Origin of the sequence: Plastoroseomonas arctica, assembly GCF_018128965.1 — a bacterium.
GTDB lineage: Bacteria > Pseudomonadota > Alphaproteobacteria > Acetobacterales > Acetobacteraceae > Plastoroseomonas > Plastoroseomonas arctica.
On record NZ_JAAEDH010000032.1, the window covers coordinates 1 to 15,387 of the forward strand.

At 70.8% G+C, this 15,387-nt stretch carries 15 protein-coding genes; 4 read left to right on the plus strand and 11 right to left on the minus strand.

Annotation, left to right across the window (positions count from 1 at the left end; genetic code table 11):
- Positions 1–181: 181 nt before the first annotated feature.
- The 9 genes from bamA to rpsB form a co-directional block, all read right to left on the minus strand.
- Positions 182–2,521 carry an outer membrane protein assembly factor BamA gene (bamA, locus tag GXW79_RS19970; protein ID WP_211876213.1) on the minus strand — a complete coding sequence of 780 codons (2,340 nt, stop codon included), beginning with the start codon at positions 2,519–2,521 and terminating at the stop codon, positions 182–184.
- A 105-nt stretch (positions 2,522–2,626) separates the two neighbouring features.
- Entirely contained in the window at positions 2,627–3,727 is a 1,101-nt protein-coding gene (gene rseP / locus GXW79_RS19975) for an RIP metalloprotease RseP (RefSeq protein ID WP_211876243.1), read from the minus strand.
- 31 nt (positions 3,728–3,758) lie between these two features.
- Complete coding sequence (dxr, locus tag GXW79_RS19980) at positions 3,759–4,901, minus strand: 1-deoxy-D-xylulose-5-phosphate reductoisomerase (RefSeq protein WP_211876214.1); 1,143 nt, start codon at positions 4,899–4,901, stop codon at positions 3,759–3,761.
- Positions 4,892–5,752: a phosphatidate cytidylyltransferase gene (locus GXW79_RS19985; protein ID WP_211876215.1), complete on the minus strand. Its 861-nt coding sequence runs from the start codon at positions 5,750–5,752 to the stop codon at positions 4,892–4,894. The genes dxr and GXW79_RS19985 overlap by 10 nt, the downstream gene beginning before the upstream one ends.
- Positions 5,749–6,498 carry a polyprenyl diphosphate synthase gene (uppS, locus tag GXW79_RS19990; protein ID WP_211876216.1) on the minus strand — a complete coding sequence of 250 codons (750 nt, stop codon included), beginning with the start codon at positions 6,496–6,498 and terminating at the stop codon, positions 5,749–5,751. The genes GXW79_RS19985 and uppS overlap by 4 nt, the downstream gene beginning before the upstream one ends.
- 16 nt (positions 6,499–6,514) lie before the next feature.
- On the minus strand, positions 6,515–7,087 hold the full coding sequence (frr, locus tag GXW79_RS19995; RefSeq protein WP_211876217.1) for a ribosome recycling factor: 573 nt from the start codon (positions 7,085–7,087) through the stop codon (positions 6,515–6,517).
- Positions 7,088–7,147: 60 nt separating this feature from the next.
- A complete protein-coding gene (pyrH, locus tag GXW79_RS20000) occupies positions 7,148–7,876 on the minus strand; it encodes a UMP kinase (RefSeq protein ID WP_211876218.1) in 729 nt (242 codons plus the stop codon).
- A 78-nt stretch (positions 7,877–7,954) separates the two neighbouring features.
- Positions 7,955–8,866 (minus strand): translation elongation factor Ts, encoded by a 912-nt coding sequence (tsf, locus tag GXW79_RS20005; RefSeq protein WP_211876219.1) that lies wholly within the window; start codon positions 8,864–8,866, stop codon positions 7,955–7,957.
- 117 nt (positions 8,867–8,983) lie between these two features.
- Positions 8,984–9,820 (minus strand): 30S ribosomal protein S2, encoded by an 837-nt coding sequence (gene rpsB, locus GXW79_RS20010; protein WP_211876220.1) that lies wholly within the window; start codon positions 9,818–9,820, stop codon positions 8,984–8,986.
- Positions 9,821–10,025: 205 nt separating this feature from the next.
- On the opposite strand from rpsB, the gene GXW79_RS20015 reads away from it, so the two are divergent.
- The gene (locus GXW79_RS20015; protein WP_211876221.1) at positions 10,026–10,850 is read left to right on the plus strand and encodes an alpha/beta hydrolase; all 825 of its coding nucleotides are present in this window, start codon (positions 10,026–10,028) and stop codon (positions 10,848–10,850) included.
- Here the strand turns inward: GXW79_RS20015 and GXW79_RS20020 are convergent.
- Both GXW79_RS20020 and GXW79_RS20025 read right to left on the minus strand, forming a co-directional pair.
- Entirely contained in the window at positions 10,847–12,286 is a 1,440-nt protein-coding gene (locus GXW79_RS20020) for a malonyl-CoA decarboxylase domain-containing protein (RefSeq protein ID WP_211876222.1), read from the minus strand. The two genes, GXW79_RS20015 and GXW79_RS20020, sit on opposite strands and share 4 nt — an antisense overlap.
- 131 nt (positions 12,287–12,417) lie before the next feature.
- The gene (locus GXW79_RS20025; RefSeq protein ID WP_211876244.1) at positions 12,418–13,785 is read right to left on the minus strand and encodes an NAD(P)H-hydrate dehydratase; all 1,368 of its coding nucleotides are present in this window, start codon (positions 13,783–13,785) and stop codon (positions 12,418–12,420) included.
- A 76-nt stretch (positions 13,786–13,861) separates the two neighbouring features.
- Between GXW79_RS20025 and parA the strand changes: the two genes are divergently transcribed.
- From parA to GXW79_RS20040, 3 genes are read left to right on the plus strand one after another with little or no spacing between them, the layout of a single operon-like run.
- The gene (gene parA / locus GXW79_RS20030) at positions 13,862–14,503 is read left to right on the plus strand and encodes a ParA family partition ATPase (protein WP_211876223.1); all 642 of its coding nucleotides are present in this window, start codon (positions 13,862–13,864) and stop codon (positions 14,501–14,503) included.
- Entirely contained in the window at positions 14,497–14,952 is a 456-nt protein-coding gene (locus tag GXW79_RS20035; RefSeq protein ID WP_211876224.1) for a CopD family protein, read from the plus strand. The genes parA and GXW79_RS20035 overlap by 7 nt, the downstream gene beginning before the upstream one ends.
- On the plus strand, positions 14,949–15,383 hold the full coding sequence (locus GXW79_RS20040; protein WP_211876225.1) for a GNAT family N-acetyltransferase: 435 nt from the start codon (positions 14,949–14,951) through the stop codon (positions 15,381–15,383). The genes GXW79_RS20035 and GXW79_RS20040 overlap by 4 nt, the downstream gene beginning before the upstream one ends.
- The last annotated feature ends 4 nt before the right edge of the window (positions 15,384–15,387 follow it).

Genomic DNA, 15,387 nt, shown 5'->3' on the forward strand with positions numbered 1-15,387 from the left:
GGCGGCTGCGTGCCCTGGGGCGGGCGCTGGCCGGCGGGCTGGCCGCCCGGTGCGCCGGGCGGGCGCTGGCCGCCGGGGACGAACCACTCCGGCTGCTGCTGGGCGAAGGCGGGGGAAACGGCGATCAGGCCTGCGACCACCAAGGCAAAACGACGTACCATGGGACTGTCTTTCTCGTCTCTCAGAACCGCGTGCCGAAGCCGAAGCGGAACACCTGGGTGCGGTCGTAGTTTTCCTTCACCACGGCCTGGGCCAGGTCGATGTTGATCAGCCCGATCGGGCTGCGCCAGGAGATGCCCACGCCAGCGCCGACACGCGGCGAGGAGCTGTCACGCACTTCGGGCCCGCTGACGCTCGAGGGCAGGCCGTAGTTGAGGCCAACATCGGCGAAGACGCGCCCGGTCAGGCCGAGATCGGCCGAGACCGGCAGCGGGAAGCGCAGCTCGGTCGTCTGGGTGAACAGGATCCGGCCGCCGAGGCTGTCGCGCGTGGTGATGTCACGCGGGCCGGCGCCGCCGACCGCGAAGCCGCGCAGGTTGTCGCCGCCGAGGAAGAAGCGGTCGACGATGCGGTCGTCGCGATCGCCGAAGGGATCGAGACGTCCGGCGCTGCCGGACACCGCGAGCACGTAGTCGCGGTCGCCGAAATAGCGCTCCAGCGGCACGTAGAAGGACCCGTCGATCCGGGTGCGCAGGTAGCTCACATCGCCGCCGAGCCCGGCGAGATCGGTACCCAGGCGCACGATGTAGCCCGAGCGCGGGTCGATGCGGTCGTCGCGCCGGTCATAGGTGAGCGTCTGGCTCACCTGGCTGAGCAGCGTGCTGCCCTGCTGTTCGCGGATGAAGCGCGAGGCATCGCTCGCCACGTCGAACACCCGGCGCTGGATCAGCGAATAGCTCACCGACTGGCGCAGATTCTCGTTGAATTCATAGCCCAGGCGCAGCGAGCCGCCGATGCGCTCCTCGCGGTAGCTCGCGATCGAGAGCAGGTTGCGCTGCACCGCGAACAGGTCGATGCCGGCGGCAAGGTTGCGGTCGAGGAACTGCGGGTCGGTGACCGAGAAATCCAGCTGGCGCCGGCGCTGACCGATCAGCGCATTGATGCGCGCATCGATGCCGGTGCCGAGCAGGTTGCGCTCGCGAAGACCAATGTCGGCCAACGCGCCGGCATCGGTCGAATAGCCGCCGCCGAGCGAGACCTCGCCGGTCGCGCGTTCCTGCACCTGGGTGTTCAGGATCACCCGGTCGGCCGCGCTGCCTGGGCTCGCGCTGATCTGCACGTCGCTGAAATAGCCCAGCGCGCGGAGCCGTTCGCGCGAACGCCGGACCAGCGTCGGGTTGACCGGATCGCCCTCGGCCACGCGGAATTCGCGTCGGATGACGCGGTCCTGCGTGCGCGAGTTCCCGGCGATCTCGATGCGCTCGATGAAGTTGCGCGGCCCGTCGGTGATCTCGAAGGCGATCGCGACGCGGCGCGCCTCGGCGTCGCGGGTGACGCGCGGATTGACCTCGGCGAACGGGAAGCCGCGCACCGCGAGCGAGTCGGTCAGCGCCGACGTCGCGCGTTCCACCGCCTCGCCATCGTACTGGTCGCCCTCGGTGATGGGGATGTCGGGGCGGATCGCGCTGCCCTCGAGGCCGCGCACCCGGCTGTCGACGGTGATGGCGCCGAAGCGGTACCGCTCGCCCTCGTTGATCGTATAGGTGAGGAAGAAGCCGGTGCGGTCGGGCGACAGCTCGGCGGTCGCGCCGGTGATCTGCACATCGGCATAGCCCCGGCGCTGGTAGTAGCGGCGCAGCAGCTCGCGGTCGAGCGCGAGCCGCTCGGGCTCGTAGATGTCCGAGCTCGAGAGGATGCGGTACCAGGCGCTCTCACGGGTCGAGACGACCTCGCCGAGGGTCCCGTCGGAGAAGGCCGCGTTGCCGACGAAGTTGATGCGGCTGACCAGCGCGATGTCGCCCTCGACGATCTCGTAGACGACGTCGACGCGGTTCTGGTCGAGCTCGATGATCTTGGGCTCGACGCGGGCGCCGAAGCGGCCGCGGCGGGCGTAGAGGTCGAGCAGGCGCTGGCGGTCGCCCTGGGCCGCTGCGGGCGTATAGACCGCGCGCGGGCGCAGCAGCGCCTCGCCGCGCAGCAGGTCCTCGGAAACGCGGCGGTTGCCCTCGAAGGCGACGCGGTTGACGATCGGGTTTTCGGTGACCGTCACCTGGACGCGGTTGCCCTGCGGGGTGATCTCGACGTCGCGGAACAGCCCGGTCGCGAACAGCGCGCGCAGGCTGCGGTCGAGCCGGTCGGCATCGGCAACGTCACCGACCTGCACCAGCATGTAGCTGCGGATGGTGTCGGCCTCGATGCGCTGGTTGCCCCGGACGTCGATGCCGGTGATGCGACCGCCCGGCTGCGCCGCGACCGCCGCCGCAGGGGCCGGCCGTCGCGCGGGCGGCGCCGGCGATTGCGCCGCCGCGATCACGGGCAGCATGAGCAGGGTGGCGAGCAGGATGGCGCGTGCTGGGTACAATCGACTCGGGCCTGTGACGGGAGTGCCGGACATTAACCGGAAGGATGCGCAGCGACTACCCTGCGGGGGCCGCGGCCACAACCCCCAAGACCCCGCCCCTGTCCCTCAGCCGACGAGCCGCGCCACCCAGCGGAACACGCCCAGCTGTGTCAGGTCGTTCCAGGTCGAAAAGATGAACAGCGCGACGAGCAGCGCGAACCCCGCACGAAAGCCCATCTCCTGCGCGCGAGGCGGCACCGGCCGGCCGCGGATCGCCTCGGCGGCGTAGAACATCAGGTGGCCGCCATCGAGCACCGGGATCGGGAACAGGTTGATCAGCGCGAGGTTCACCGAAAGGATCGCGATAAAGGAGATCAGCGGCACGATCCCCATCTCGGCGACCTGGCCCGAAAGCTGAGCGATGCGCAGCGGCCCGCCGAGTTCCTCGGTCCCGCGCGTCCCGGAAATCATCTGCCACAGACCCTGCAGCGTCTGCGCCGAGATGTTGCCGGTATAGGCGACGCCGGCGACGACCGCGCTCGCCGGATCGAGCCGTTCGAAGACGGCCGGCCCGCCTGAGATGCCGAGCACGCCCAGCCCGTCGCCCGGCCGCGCGGTGGGCGTGATGGCGACGTTCCGCGCCACGCCCTCGCGTTCGAATCGCAGCTCGACCGCGCGGCCCGCGCGGGGCTGCACATGGCGCTGGATCTGCTCGAAGCGGCTGATCGCCACATCGTCGAGCGCCACCACCCGGTCGCCCGGCAGCAGGCCCGCGGCGGCGGCCGCCGAGCCTTCGCTCACCTGGCCGATCGTCGCGGTGCCCTGGTTGGCCGGCCGGCCATGGATCATGAACAGCCCCGCGAACAGCACCGCGGCGAGCAGGAAATTCGCGATAGGCCCTGCCGCGACGACGATGGCGCGGTCCAGCACCGGCTTGTCGTGGAAGGTGCGCCCGGGCAGCCAGTCGGCGCGCTCGGCATCGGTCACGTCGGCGGGCTGTTCCTGGCCGTGCAGCTTGACGTAGCCGCCCAGCGGCAGCCAGCCGATCCGCCACTCCGTGCCGCGCTTGTCGGTCCAGGAGGTGAGCGCGCGACCGAAGCCGACCGAGAAGCGCTCGACATGCACGCCCCGCCAGCGCGCGGCCAGATAATGGCCCAGCTCATGGATGAAGATGAGCACGCCCAGCACCACGATAAAGGCGAGGATGGTGCGCAGGCTATCGGGGATCAGGTCCAAGGGGGCATCCATCCATGAAATGTCAGGCGGCAAGCTCCGCCGCGTAAGCACGCGCTTCGCCGTCCAACGCGATCACCGCGTCCAGACCCTCGACGCCGCGGGGCCCGAGCCGCGACAGCGTCTCCTCGACCACCGCCGCGATGCGGAGGAAACCGAGCCCGCCGGCAAGGAACCGGCCGACCGCGACCTCGTTCGCCGCGTTCAATATGGTGGGAGCGCCGCCCCCCGCGCGCAAGGCGTCACGCGCGAGGCGCAGGGCGGGAAAGCGCAGCGGATCGGGCGGGTGGAAATCCAGCCGCCCGAGCGCGAGCAGGTCCAGCCGCGCGACCTCCACGCCCATGCGGTCCGGCCAGGCCAGAGCATGGGCGATGGGCGTGCGCATGTCCGGCGTGCCGAGCTGGGCCAGCAGCGAGCCATCGACATACTGCACCAGCCCGTGCACCGCCGATTGCGGATGCACCAGCACCTGAATACGCGCCTCATCCAGCGCGAACAGCCGCGCCGCCTCGATCACCTCGAGGCCCTTGTTCATCATCGTCGCGCTGTCGACGCTGATCTTCGCCCCCATCGACCAGACCGGGTGCTTCACCGCCATGGCGGGGGTGACGTGGGCCATGTCCGCCGCGCTCATCTCGCGGAACGGGCCGCCCGAGGCGGTGAGATAGATGCGCTCCACCCGAGCCATCGCCTGGCCGCACAGCGCCTGGAAGATCGCGTTGTGCTCGGAATCCACCGGCAGGATGGTGGCGCCCGAGCGCGCCGCGGCCGCGAGCACGATCTCCCCGGCGCAAACCATGCTTTCCTTGTTGGCGAGTGCCAGCACGCCACCACGTGCGAGTGCTGCGAGCGTCGGCTTCAGCCCCGCCGCGCCCACGATCGCGGCCATGGTCCAGTCCACGGGGCGCGAGGCCGCCTCGATCACCGCCGCGTCGCCAGCAGCACACGCGATCCCGGTGCCGGCCAGCCGCTCGCGCAGCTCCGCCAGTCCCGCCTCGTCCGACAGGACCGCGATGCGCGGGCGCAGCGCACGCGCCTGGGCCGCGAGCGCGGCGGCGTCGCGCCCGGCGACCAGCGCCTCGACCTCGAAGCCCTCGAGCAGCGCCGCGGTCGAGCGCCCGACCGAGCCCGTGGAGCCCAGCAGGGTGACGCTGCGGGTCACTGCCATATCGGGCTTCCCTGCCCCGAGGCCATCGCCAGCAGCGCGGCGACCGGTGCCGCCGCCAGCACGCCATCGAGCCGGTCGAGCAGGCCGCCATGGCCGGGGATCAGCGAGGAGGTGTCCTTCACGGCGAAATGCCGCTTGATCGCGCTCTCCAGCAGGTCGCCGGCCTGCGCCATCAGGCTGATCAGGACCGCCACCGGCGCCGCCCACAGCACCGCCCCGGGCGCCAGGATGCGCGCCGCGACCAGGCCCACGATCACCGCCAGCAGCAATCCGCCGAGCGCCCCCGACCAGGTCTTGTTTGGCGAGACGCTCGGCATCAGCCGCGGCCCGCCGAGGGCGCGTCCGGCGAGGTAGGCGCCGATATCGGAGGCCCAGACCACCAGCAACAGGAACAGGACATTGTCGCGCCCGGCCTCATTGTCGTGACGCAGCTCGATCAGCGCGATGCCGGCGATGCCGATGTACAGCACGCCGAGCGCGAGTCGCAGCGGCGGCAGCCGCACCCGCCGCCCGGCCCGCGGCAGGCCGCGGGAGGCCACCCAGGTCAGCAGGAACCCCGCCAGCAGGCAGCCCAGCGCCAGGGCCGGCCGCTCCGCCACGGCAAAGGCGCCTGCGCCGAGCACCGCGAGCGGCACCGCCGCCCCGGGCAGCGCGCGCGTGTGCAGGCCACACAGGTGCACCCATTCCCAGGCGAGGATCGCCACGGCGATGGCCATCAGCACGGTCCAGGGCGTCGCACCCAGCCACACGCAGGCGATGGCGGTGGGCCCCAGCACCAGGGCGGAGAGCACGCGCTTGCGCAGGTCCCGCCAGCGCTTGGCTTCCGGCGGCGCGGCCCCTGTCACGCTCATCCGGCAGCGCGCTGGCCGAACCGGCGGTCGCGCCGCGCGAAATCCGCCAGCGCCTCCGCCAGCGGCTCGGCGCCGTAGTCGGGCCACAGCACGTCCTGGAACACGAATTCCGCATAGGCGGATTGCCAGAGCAGGAAATTCGACAGCCGCTGCTCGCCCGAGGTGCGGATGATGAGGTCGGGATCGGGCTGCCCGGCGGTCTGCAGCTGGCTCGCCACAGCGGCCTCGTCGATCGCGGCGGGGTCAAGCGTGCCGTCGCGCACCGCCTCGGCCAGCGCGCGCGCCGCGGCGGCGATCTCGGCGCGGCCGCCATAGCTGAGCGCGACGGTGAGGTTGAGCCGGGTGCCCTCGCGCGTCGCGGCCTCGGCGGCAATGACGGCGCGCGAGAGATCCGGCCCGAAGCGGGTGTGGTCGCCGATGACGCGCAGCCGCACGCCCTCCTTGACCAGGTTCGCGACTTCGGAACGTAGATAGAGGCGCAACAACCCGGTCAGCGCCTTCACCTCGTCGATCGGACGGCGCCAGTTCTCGGAGCTGAAGGCGAATAGCGTGAGCCAGCCGATGCCGGCCTTGCCCGCCGCCTCGACCGTGCGGCGCGCGGCTTCCGCACCCGCCCGGTGTCCGAGGGCCGCCGGCAGGCCGCGCGCCTGCGCCCAGCGCCGGTTGCCGTCCATGATGATGCCGACATGCGCGGGCACAGGGCGCATGTCGCCAGCCGTCGCCAGCGTCTGGGGGGCGGCGCTCATCGGCGCGTCCTCGGGATCAAACGGACTTGATGTCCTTTTCCTTCTCGGCCAGCAGCCCGTCGATCTGCTTGATGTACTGGTCGGTCAATTTCTGCACCTCGGCCTGGGCCTGCTTGCCCTCATCTTCGCTGATCGGCGCCTTCTTGTCCGCTGTCATCGCCTTGATCTGCTCCATGCCGTCGCGCCGGACGCCGCGCACCGCGACGCGCGATGCCTCGGCATACTTGTGCGCCGTCTTAACCAGATCATTGCGGCGTTCCTGCGTCAGCGGCGGCAGCGGCACGCGGATCGTCTGGCCTTCGGCCTGCGGGTTCAGGCCCAGGCCCGAATCGCGGATCGCGATCTCCACCGCCTTGGTCAGGCTGCGGTCGAACACCTGAACGGAGAGCATGCCCGGCCCGCCCACGGAGATGTTGGCCACCTGGTTGAGAGGCGAATTGCCGCCATAGGCCTCGACGCGCACGGGCTCGAGAAGCGCGGGGCTGGCGCGGCCGGTCCGCAGCCCCTGGAACTCCTTCTTCACGGTTTCGATCGCGCCATCCATCCGGCGCGTCAGGTCCTGCTTCAGTGCCTTTACATCGCCGGCCATGGCGGTGTTTCCCCTTCGAATTGCGGAGCTGGAACGCGGACCAACCGCCCCCGATCCCGTTTAATGCGGTTGCTCGATCACGGTCGTGAACTTTCCCTCGCCCTTCATCACCGCCGTGAAGGCGCCGGGTTCGTGGATGTTGAACACGATGATGGGCAGGTGGTTCTCCCGCGCCAAGCTGATCGCCGCGGCATCCATGACGGCGAGGTCGCGCGAGAGCATGTCGAGATAGGTGAGCGTCACGTAGCGTTCCGCATCGGGGTTCTTGCGCGGGTCGGCGGCATAGACGCCATCGACCTGGGTGCCCTTGAGCAGGGCGTCGCAGCCCATCTCGGCCGCCCGCAGCGCCGCCGCGGTGTCGGTCGTGAAGAACGGGTTGCCTGTGCCGGCGGCGAAGATCACCACGCGGCCCTTCTCCATATGCCGCTCCGCACGGCGGCGGATGAAGGGCTCGCAGACCGAGGACATCGGGATGGCGGACTGCACGCGGGTGCTGATGCCCTGCTTTTCCAGCGCGGACTGCATCGCGAGCGCATTCATCACGGTCGCGAGCATGCCCATCGAATCGGCCTGCGCCCGATCCATGCCCGAGGCGGCGCCGGCGATGCCGCGGAAGATGTTGCCGCCGCCGATCACCATGCAGACCTGCACGCCGAGGTCGATCACGCCCCGCACATCCTCTGCGATGCGCCGGCAGGTGGCGTTGTCGAGACCATACTCCCGACCGCCCATCAACGCTTCGCCGGAGACTTTCAGCAGCACGCGCTTATAGGCCGGCGGTTGGCTCATGACGGGACCATTACGCAAGGGTTGCGGGCGCCGCACCATAGGGGAGCGGCGCCCATGCCGGCAACTTACCTCAGCGTGTCAGGTCGTGCCGCCGGCGGCGGCCACTTCGGCGGCGAAGTCGCTCGCCTGCTTCTCGATGCCTTCGCCGAGCGCGAAGCGTTCGAAGCCCTTGAGCACCAGGCCGGCCTTCTGCACCACCTGCTTCACCCGGCTCTCGCCGTCATGCACCCAGACCTGCTCGAGCAGGACGACCTCTTCGTAGTATTTCTGGATACGACCCTGGACCATTTTCTCGATGATCGCCTCGGGCTTGCCAGAGGCGCGCGCCTGTTCGGACAGCACCGCCTTCTCGCGGACCAGCGCGGAGGGGTCGACCATCGAGACGTCGAGCGCGTCGGGCCGGGTCGCCGCGACATGCATCCCGATCTGGCGGCCGAGCTTTTCGAGAACGTCCGGCTCGGACGCCCCTTCGAGCGCGACCAGCACGCCGATCTTGCCCAGGCCCGGCTTGATCGCCGAGTGCATGTAGGTGGCCACAGAGCCGTTCTCCACGCGCAGCACGCGGGCGCGGCGGATGGTCATGTTCTCGCCGATGGTGGCGATCAGGCGCGTCAGCTCCTCCTGCACGGTGTGCTGGCTGCCCGGGTAGTCGGCGTGCTTGAGCGTCTCGACATCGTCGCCGACCGACAGGGCGAGGCCCGCGACATCGGCGACGAAGGTCTGGAACTGCTCGTTGCGGGCGACGAAGTCGGTCTCGGCGTTGATCTCGACCATCGCGCCGGTCTGCGGGCCCGTGGCCACGCCGACCAGGCCCTCGGCGGCGACGCGGCCGGATTTCTTGGCCGCCTGCGACAGGCCCTTCTTGCGCAGCCAGTCGATGGCGGCATCCATGTCGCCGTTCGATTCCACCAGCGCCTTCTTGCAGTCCATCATGCCCGCGCCGGTCTTCTCGCGCAGGTCGCGCACCAGGGAGGCGGTGATTTCTGCCATCGGAATTCTCCGTTTCTGCTCGACGCTACGCGCCAGATCGCCAAGTCACGCCGCGGCCGCAGGGTAGCGCGGGCCACGGCGTTTCATCCAGCGCGCCCGGATGGCCGGGCGCGCGCATCACTCCGCCGCGGGGGCGGGCTCGGGGGCCGGCGCCAGCTCTTCGGCGACGGGCGCCTCGGCCGGCATCTCCGGCAGTGTCTCGTCGACCGCCCCTTCGGCGATGGCGACATCCTCGGAGGCGCCGAGGTCGACACCGGAGGCCTGCAGCTCGGCCGAGATGCCGTCGAACACGGCCGCCGCAATCATGTCGCAATAGAGGTTGATCGCGCGGATCGCGTCGTCATTGCCCGGGATCGGGTAGGTCACGCCCTGCGGATCGGCGTTGGAGTCGACCACGGCCACGACGGGAATGCCGAGCTTGTTGGCCTCCTCGATCGCCAGCTTCTCCTTGATGGTGTCGATCACGAAGATAATGTTCGGCAGGCCGCCCATCTCGCGGATGCCGCCGAGGGCGCGGTCCAGCTTCTCCTTGTCGCGCGTCAGCATCAGGATCTCTTTCTTGGTGAGACCCTGGGTGTTGCCGGCGAGCTGCTCGTCCATCTGCTTGAGGCGCTTGATGCTGCCCGTGATGGTCTTCCAGTTGGTGAGCATCCCGCCCAGCCAGCGATGGTTCACGTAGTACTGGCCGCAGCGCGTCGCGGCTTCCGCCACATACTCCGCCGCCGCCTTCTTGGTGCCCACGAACAGCACGCGGCCGCCGCCGGCGACGGTGTCGCGCACGGCCTTCAGCGCCTGCTCCATCAGGGGGACGGTCTGCTGCAGGTCCAGGATATGGACCTGGTTGCGGATGCCGAAGATGAACGGCGCCATGCGCGGGTTCCACCGGCGCGTGTGGTGGCCGAAATGCACGCCGGCTTCGAGAAGCACGCGCAGCGAGACGTCTGGCATTGCCATGAAATTCAATCCTTCCTGCTTGTCCGGTTGGGCGTCCGCGGCGCCAACCCCCGTGAGGGGGACCGGACCCTGCCCTGTGGTGGAGGAAGGGTGCGCCGCATGAGAATTTCCGAAGCGGTATGCGTCGGATGGCGGGCATATGGCGTATAGCGGCTGGCGAGGCAAGCCGTCGCCGCCTTTCCCCCACCCGCATGAGGATGACCCGATGCACCCGATCGCCTGGGCGCTCGCCGCGACGCTCCTGATCCTGGTGCTGGGCGTGGGCGCGGTCCGGCTGCTGCAGGATCGCTTCATCTATGCCCCCACGCGGGAGGCACCGGAGCTGGACGAGCCGGCCCTCGCGCGCGTGAGCGCCGGCACGATCACCACCGAGGACGGGCTGCGCCTGCTCACCTGGTCGATGCCGCCGCAGCGGGCGGATGCGCCAGTGGTGCTGTATCTGCACGGCAATGGCGGCAATCTGGGCGACCGGCGCCGGCGGCTGGGGCGTTTCGCGGCCCTCGGCTGGGGCGCGCAGATGGTCGAATGGCGCGGCTATGGCGGCAATGCCGGCCACCCCAGCGAGGCCGGGCTGCTGCGCGACGCGCGGGCCGGGCTCGCCGCTTTGCAGGCGCAGGGCCACGCCGCGGGCCGGATCGTGGTCTGGGGCGAATCGCTCGGCACGGCCGTCGCCGTGGCGCTCGCCGCCGAGCGCCACGGCGCGATCGGCGCGGTCGTGCTGGAACTGCCCTTCACCAGCCTGCTGGACCTGGCCGCGCTGCACTTCCCCTGGCTGCCGGCGCCGCGCCTGCTGCTGCGCGACCGCTTCGACAGCCTCGCGACCATCCCCGGCGTGACGGTCCCGGTGCTGATCCTCTCGGGCGAGCGAGACATCCTGGTGCCGCCCTGGATGGGCGAGGCGCTGGAGGGTGCCGCGACCGCGCCCGTCGAACGCTGGGTCAAGCCCGATGCCGGCCATGAGGAGCTGACGACAGAGGGCGGCTTCGCGGTGGTGACCGAGTTCCTCGCCCGCCGCCTGGACCTTCGCTAGCCCTTCGCGAGCTTGCGCAACGCCGGGGCGAGCGGACGCTTGCCCTCGCCGGCATAGCCCTCGTGGTATTCCTCGATCTTCGCCGGGTCGTAGAGGTAGTTCACCATCAGCCCGGCGCTCTCGCGCAGGCCCTTCTCGCTGACATCGCCACGCCAGTTCAGCCGCTCGATCCGGGCACCGTTCGACAGGTGGAAATGCGCCACCGGATCGCGCGCGCGCCCAGGCCGGCCCGGCGCTTCCTCGATGGCGAGGTAGCGGGCGCAGAGCCGCATCAGGATGGGCTCCACCGCGCGCATCAACGCCTCGTCGCGCATCCAGTGCCGGCGCACCAGGGCGCGGCGCAGCAGCGCCTCGGGCGATTCCGGCTTCACCTCGGCGGGCACGGGCGCACCCGGTGCTGCGATGGCGGTGGGCATCGGCAGCGCGGTGAGCAGGGCGCGCCCCTCCTCCTCGCTGACCAGCCCGGTCTCGCCGGCCTCGATCCGCTCGCCGAGCCAGCGCGAGAAGCCAGGCACCGGGGAGAGGGTCGCGAAGCTTTTCAGGTTGCGGAACTCGTCCGACAGCAGCGAGACCACCCGCTTGATGAGGAAATTGCCGAAGGAGATGCCGTCCAGCCCGCGCTGGCAGTTGTTGATCGAGTAGAAGATCGCGGTGTCCGCGCCCTTCGGGTCCAGCACCGGCGCCTTCTCGTCGAGCAGGTCGCGCACCGCGCCGGCCATGCCGCGCACGAGTGCGACCTCGACGAAGATCAGTGGCTCCTCGGGCATGCGCGGGTGGAAGAAGGCGTAGCAGCGGCGGTCGGAATCGAGCCGGTTCTTGAGGTCGCGCCAGGTGCGGATGCGATGCACCGCCTCATAGCCGACCAGCTTCTCCAGCAGCGAGGCCGGGGAGGTCCAGTCGATCCGACGCAGCTCCAGGAATCCCACGTCGAACCAGGCGGCGAGCTGGCCGCGCAGGTCGGCGTCGAGCGCGGTCAGCATGGCATCGCCCGAGGCGCGCTGCAGCAGCTCCGCGCGCAGATCGACGAGGAACTTCATCCCGTCCGGGATGGTGGTGAACTGGGTGAGCAGCTTCAGCCGCGGCGGCTCCAGCACCCGGCGCAGCCGCGCCTTGGCCGCCGCCCGCGCCTCGTCGCTGCCCGCGGCGGCGACGCCGGCCATCGCCTTGGCCACCGCCTCGCTGTCGGAATCCAGCCGCGCGAGGGCGCGCAGAAAGGCATCCCGCCCGGCATGGTCGGCGGCGAGGTACACCTCGGCGAGCTTGGCGGTGCGGGTGCGGGCGGAGACTTCGCCGCCGCGGCCTTCAAGGCATTCGCGCAAGGGCTCCGTGAAGCTCGCCGCAGCCCGCCCCCCGCTCGCCCCCATGTCCCGCCACAGGCTGGTGACGCGACGGAGCGCTCGATCGAGCAGGCCAGGCTGGACGGCGATATCGGACATTGGGGTCATCTTTCGCAGAGCCTGTGCAATCTAGTGAAATATCGCGTGAGATGCACGCCCTAGCCGTGCGGATCTCCGCAGAAAGGTCGGGATGAGCCACCCGTTGGTGTGAACTTATCGTTAAGCGGATTTCATCCACGTGCTTTGGACATGGAGGCTGGCAAGAACGCTGCCAAGTCCTCGGCCAGGCACCCCTCGCCAAACGCGGCCGCCGCATCGCCCTGCAGCCAGGCCGCGGCGCAGGCCGCCTCGAACGGCGCCATGCCGCGGCCGAGCAGCCCCGCGATGGTGCCGGCCAGCACATCCCCGGTGCCGCCGGTGGCGAGCCAGGGCGGCGCGTTCTCGTTGATCGCGGCGCGGCCATCCGGCGCCGCGACGACGGTGTCCGCCCCCTTGAGCAGCACCACCGCGCCGGTCAGCGCCGCCGCCGCGCGCGCCGCCGCCAGGCGATCCCCCACCGGGCCGAAGACGCGGGTGAACTCGCCCATGTGCGGCGTCAGCACGGCGGCGCCGGCGAGTGCGATCGGCGTCCCTGCGCAGGCGCTGAGCAGCCCGGCATCGGCGACCAGGGCGCGCCCGGCCTCGATCACGGCACGGCCCAGGGCACGCGTCGCGGCATCGGGCGGCAGCCCGGGGCCGACCAGCCAAGCCCCCACCCGCGGATCGCCGAGCGGTGCCGCTTCGCTGACCAGCACCCCCGGTTCAGCGCCCCGCAGCAGGGCGGCGGTCGGCGCATCCGGGGCGACCAGCGTGACCAGCCCGGCCCCCACCCGGCGCGCGGCCATCGCGGCCAGCCGCGCGGCGCCGACCATGCCGGGGCCGACGGCGATGGCGACATGCCCGCGGCTGTACTTGTTGTCCGCGACGGCCGCCCCGGGCAGCGACCACAACCCCGGCGCATTGGCGAAGCAGCGCGCGCCCACCGCCTCCACCACCGCGTCCGGCACGCCGATATCGGCGCAGACCATTTCGCCGCACAGGCTGCGTCCGGGCAGCAGAAGGTGCCCGGGCTTGCGCCGCACGAAGGTCACGGTGAGGTCCGCTGCCCGCGCGTAGCCACGGACGAGCCCGGTTGCACCGTCGAGGCCGGAGGGCACGTCGACCGCGACCACCCTGCCCCGCGCGGCGGCCAGCACGGTTGCCACATCGTCGCCGACATCGCGGGCGAGGCCGGCACCGAACACCGCATCGACCACCAGCCCGGCGCGCGCGGCCCGCGCCGGCTCGAAACCCACGCGCCCGCCACGCCAGCGCGCCGCCATCGCCGCCGCGTCGCCGCCGGGCCTCGGTTCGCCGCAGGCGGCGACGGCCACATTCCATCCGGCCTGCTCCAGCAGGCGCGCGACCACGTACCCGTCGCCGCCATTGTTGCCCGGCCCGCACAGGACCAGCACCGGCACCGGGCGGATCCTTGCGCGGATGGCGCGCGCGACGGCACGGCCGGCCGCTTCCATCAGCACCAGGCCGGGGATGCCGCAGGTCGCGTCGACCCGCCCCATCTCGGCCGGGGTGAGCAAGGCATGCGCGCCGATCCCGCGCACCTGCTAAGCTCCACCAAACCGTACGGAGTCGCCCATGGCCTTCATCATCGCCGTGGCCCAGCGCAAGGGCGGCGCCGGCAAGTCCACCCTCGCCGCCAACCTCGCCAGCGCGCTCGCCGCCGACGGCACGCCCGTGGCGCTGGTTGACACCGACCCGCAGAAGACGCTCACCCACTGGCACCGCGAACGCCAGGCGCATGGCGACAAGGTGCCCGCACTCGCCTTCGAAAGCCCCTCGGGCTGGCGCATGACCGGCATCGTCGAGCGCCGCCGGCGCGACCCGGGCTTCCTCATCCTCGACACCCCGCCGCACAATGAGGCGGACGCCAAGCTCGCCATCCGCGCCGCCGACCTGGTGCTCATTCCGCTGCAACCCTCCCGCGCCGATGTCTGGGCCATGGACGCCACGCTCGACCTTGCCACATCCGAGCGCCGCCCCTATCGGCTTGTGCTGAACCGCCTGCCTCCTTCCGGCAAGCTCCGCGAAGCCCTGCTCGCGGAGGTCGCCGCACGAAAGCTGCCGCTCATGGACCAGACCCTCGGCAATCGCGCCGCCTTCGCCGAAGCCCTCGCCAAGGGGCTCGGCGTCACCGAAGCCTCGCCGCGCGGGCTGGCCGCGGCGGAGATGCGGGCACTCGCGGAATCGATCGCCATCCTGAGCCAGCGCGGATGCTGAGCCCGCTCTACGCGCTGCACCTGCTCGGCGCGGTCATCTGGGTGGGGGGCATGGCCTTCGCACTGTTCGCCCTGCGCCCGGCCGCCCACGCAACCCTCGAAGGGGCGCAACGTTTGGCGCTGATGCAGCTGGTCTACCGGCGTTTCTTCCTGATCGTGTGGCACGCGATGCCGATCGTCATCGCCACCGGCTACGCCATCCTGTTCCTCCGCTACGGCGGCTTCGCCGGGGTCGGCTGGCACGTGCACGTGATGAACCTCACCGGGCTGATCATGGCCGGCATCTTCGTCGCCATCGCGCTGGGTCCGCTCAAGCGGATGAAGGCGGCCCGCGCGGGCGGCGACAACGCCGCTGCGGCCGGCGCGCTCGACCAGGTGCGCAAGCTCGTGACGCTGAACCTCGCCCTCGGGCTTCTCACCATCGCGGTCGCGGGCTGGGGCCGCGCATGAGCCTGGACGTCGCCGGGCTGCGCATCGTCGAGGACGCGCAGCCGGAATTCGAAGCGGTCGGCGCCATCCAGCGCGGCCTGCACATCTTCAACCAGGAGATGGGCGGCGACTATGTGCGCGAGCCGGTGACGCTGCTCGTCCAGGACGAGGCCGGCGCCACCCAGGGCGGGCTGCTCGGCCTCACCTTCTGGGGCTGGCTGTTCATCGACTGGCTCTGGCTCACCACCGATCTGCGCGGCAAAAAATTCGGCGGCGAGTTGCTGCTGCGCGCCGAGGACATCGCGCGCGGGCGCGGCTGCAAAAACGTCTACACGGACACCTTCAGCTTCCAGGCGCCGAAATTTTGGAAGAAGAACGGCTACAAGGAATTCGGCCGGCTCGACGACATGCCCGAGGGGCATTCCCGCATCTGGTTCCGCAAGAAGCTTTAGAGCA

What these genes read in the sequence shown, in the direction of transcription:
- dxr (WP_211876214.1), bottom strand. Translation starts at nt 4,901, where the DNA reads ATGGCAGTGACCCGCAGCGTCACCCTGCTGGGCTCCACGGGCTCGGTC.
- GXW79_RS19985 (WP_211876215.1), bottom strand. Translation starts at nt 5,752, where the DNA reads ATGAGCGTGACAGGGGCCGCGCCGCCGGAAGCCAAGCGCTGGCGGGAC.
- uppS (WP_211876216.1), bottom strand. Translation starts at nt 6,498, where the DNA reads ATGAGCGCCGCCCCCCAGACGCTGGCGACGGCTGGCGACATGCGCCCT.
- frr (WP_211876217.1), bottom strand. Translation starts at nt 7,087, where the DNA reads ATGGCCGGCGATGTAAAGGCACTGAAGCAGGACCTGACGCGCCGGATG.
- pyrH (WP_211876218.1), bottom strand. Translation starts at nt 7,876, where the DNA reads ATGAGCCAACCGCCGGCCTATAAGCGCGTGCTGCTGAAAGTCTCCGGC.
- tsf (WP_211876219.1), bottom strand. Translation starts at nt 8,866, where the DNA reads ATGGCAGAAATCACCGCCTCCCTGGTGCGCGACCTGCGCGAGAAGACC.
- rpsB (WP_211876220.1), bottom strand. Translation starts at nt 9,820, where the DNA reads ATGGCAATGCCAGACGTCTCGCTGCGCGTGCTTCTCGAAGCCGGCGTG.
- GXW79_RS20015 (WP_211876221.1), top strand. Translation starts at nt 10,026, where the DNA reads ATGCACCCGATCGCCTGGGCGCTCGCCGCGACGCTCCTGATCCTGGTG.
- GXW79_RS20020 (WP_211876222.1), bottom strand. Translation starts at nt 12,286, where the DNA reads ATGTCCGATATCGCCGTCCAGCCTGGCCTGCTCGATCGAGCGCTCCGT.
- GXW79_RS20025 (WP_211876244.1), bottom strand. Translation starts at nt 13,785, where the DNA reads ATGGGGCGGGTCGACGCGACCTGCGGCATCCCCGGCCTGGTGCTGATG.
- parA (WP_211876223.1), top strand. Translation starts at nt 13,862, where the DNA reads ATGGCCTTCATCATCGCCGTGGCCCAGCGCAAGGGCGGCGCCGGCAAG.
- GXW79_RS20035 (WP_211876224.1), top strand. Translation starts at nt 14,497, where the DNA reads ATGCTGAGCCCGCTCTACGCGCTGCACCTGCTCGGCGCGGTCATCTGG.
- GXW79_RS20040 (WP_211876225.1), top strand. Translation starts at nt 14,949, where the DNA reads ATGAGCCTGGACGTCGCCGGGCTGCGCATCGTCGAGGACGCGCAGCCG.